This window comes from Clostridium sp. CAG:43 (assembly GCF_000434655.1).
Lineage (GTDB): Bacteria > Bacillota > Clostridia > Lachnospirales > Lachnospiraceae > Otoolea > Otoolea fessa.
Genome location: NZ_FR895061.1, coordinates 1 through 2483, shown reverse-complemented (window position 1 = coordinate 2483; position 2483 = coordinate 1). Strand labels below are relative to the sequence as shown.

At 49.6% G+C, this 2483-nt stretch carries 2 protein-coding genes; both read right to left on the bottom strand.

The features are described 5' to 3' along the window. A partial coding sequence (locus QVO97_RS04975) for an ATP-dependent DNA helicase (protein WP_288188987.1) occupies window positions 1–1928 on the bottom strand: 1928 nt, incomplete at its 3' end. Between the two features lie 194 nt (window positions 1929–2122). Further along, the gene (locus QVO97_RS04970; protein ID WP_022359288.1) at window positions 2123–2365 is read right to left on the bottom strand and encodes an HPr family phosphocarrier protein; all 243 of its coding nucleotides are present in this window, start codon (window positions 2363–2365) and stop codon (window positions 2123–2125) included. Between the last annotated feature and the right edge of the window lie 118 nt (window positions 2366–2483).

Here is a 2483-nt window from a genome sequence, read left to right as displayed (position 1 = left end):
GTCATGTAAGAATCCTGGATCAAAACTTCCATACTTTTTCCGGTTTTCCCAAAACGTTTTTCCACTTCCCGCACCCGGTTCATATACTGGTACGACGGGAAGAACACAATATAATTGCCTTTTTTTGCACTTGCCATCGCCTGGATGTAGTGCAGTACCCGCCGGTATTCCGTCTCATTGCGCCGCGTATACCGGCTCGTCACATCCGTCGCCGCCAGCAGAAGACGCCGCTCCTGCGGAAACGGGGACGGCACATAGACCGTATAGTCCTCCTCCTGATCCGACAGAAGCATCCGGTAATACCGGAGCGGCAGAAGCGTTGCCGAGAAAAAGACCGCCGCTTTCCCCTGCGACAGGCACTGCGCCAGATTTTCAATCGGATTGACACAATAAAGCCGGATGACAAATTCGCCGGACGGCAGAAGTTCCGTGTAAATCCTGTAATGCTCATCGACCCGCTCATACATATTTAAAAAATGTCGCACCGAAAAATAAAAATCCAGAATCGTGTCCCGTCCATCTTCCCCGCCCGGCTTTTCCAGATACTTTTCCATTTCTCCAAAAACACTGTTTAACACTGAAACCAGATGTCCGGCATCCTTGAGCAGCTGGTAGCCGCCGCACTCCCGCTTCATCTCCAGAAGCGCCTTATTTAACCTTGTAAGCTGCCGCCCCAGCGCCGGCGCACGATGTCCCAGTACCTTTTTCGTCAAAAGCACTTCTTCCTTTATAATAGAAGCACTGTACATTTCCCGCGCGCGCGATACCAGATTGTGAGCTTCATCCATCAGGAAGAAATAGTCTCCCTCCGCCCCATCCGCAAAATAACGTTTCAAGCGCACATCCGGGTCAAAGACATAATTATAATCGCAGATGATCCCATCCACAAACGAAGAAATATCGAGGCAGAACTCAAACGGGCAGACCTGAAATTTTTCCGCATACTCTAAAATCACCGAACGCGTGATTCCAAATTCCTGATGCAAAATTTCATACACCGCATCATTGACACGGTCAAAATGCCCTTTCGCACGCGGGCACATTTCCGGATTGCACACCGGTTTTTCCAAAATACACAACTTTTCCTTTGCCGTGATCGTGACCGAACGAAAATACAGCCCGCGTTCCCGCAAAATCGCCAGCGCCTCTTCCGCCACCGTCCGCGTGATCGTCTTCGCCGTCAGGTAAAAGAGTTTCTGCCCATGCCCTTCCCCGATCGCTTTAAGCGCCGGAAATACCGTCGAAAGTGTCTTTCCAATCCCGGTCGGGGCCTGGACAAACAGCCTGCGCCCGCGCTCCAGCGTCCGGTAAACCGCCACCGCCAGATCCCGCTGTCCCGCCCGGTACGGATAGGGAAATTCGAGCGCTTTGATTGATTCATCACGTCGCAGCCCGTTGTGATAGAGGTAACGCGCCCATTTGACATATTCATGGATCAGACCAGCAAACCATTCGGAAAGTTCGTCCATCGTCTGGATCTCCTGAAAGCGGCGGATCTCCTCCGTCTCCAGATTACAGTAGGTGAGCTGCAGTGTCACTTCGTCCAGCGCTTCCTGTAATCCATAGATATATCCATAACAGCGCGCCTGCGCCATATGCACGCCAACCGCTTCTTCCAGACAGTTTACATCCTGGTAAACACACTTGATCTCATCGATCGTGACATCTTTTCCATCCCGTATGATTCCATCCGCACGCCCCTCGACCACGATTTGGAATCCGTCCTCCTCCACCGAATGGCGCAGCGACACCTCCGCCTGATACCCTGATCCCATCCGCCGCTGTATCTTCCGGTGCATCCGTCCCCCAGCTAACATCGCCTCTCTCTGTGCACCCGCCGTTCGCCGGTTATCAATATCCCCCGAACGCAGAACGAACTCAACCAGATTGCGGACGGAGATCCGTATCTGCCTGCCGGTCAGCTCCATGTGTGGTTCCTCCCTTCCCCGTACATTTTATGTCTATCAAAAAGACTGCAGACACCATCTTCTCTCCGGCACCCGCAGTCTTTCTTTATTTTCGTACTATCAACTTTTCTTTCATCATGCCGATTCGGACCGTACATATCCTTCCAAAATATCTATGATATCTATGTTCCGCTTGAACCAGCCTTCCAGCCCTTTTATGCCGCTGTCACATTGTTTGCTTCCATCGTGTCAAGAAACGCCTCATACTCTGCATCCTCGCCCATGTACTCAACGGTCAGAATCTGTGTCAGATCCAGGCTCATAACTCCCAGAATCGACTTGGCATCAATAACAACACGGTTATAAAAAACATCAATATCAAAATCGCATTTTATAGAAGCATTGACAAATTTCTTGGCATCTTCTATCGTTTTCAGCATAATTTTTCTCTGTTTCATAATAAACAACTCCTTTTTACTGAATGTACCAACAGAATTTTTTCCTCCGTTTTTTAGGCACATTTAAAACCATAAAGATTTATTCAGTGTTTATAGCACGATTTTTGTCGAATGTCAA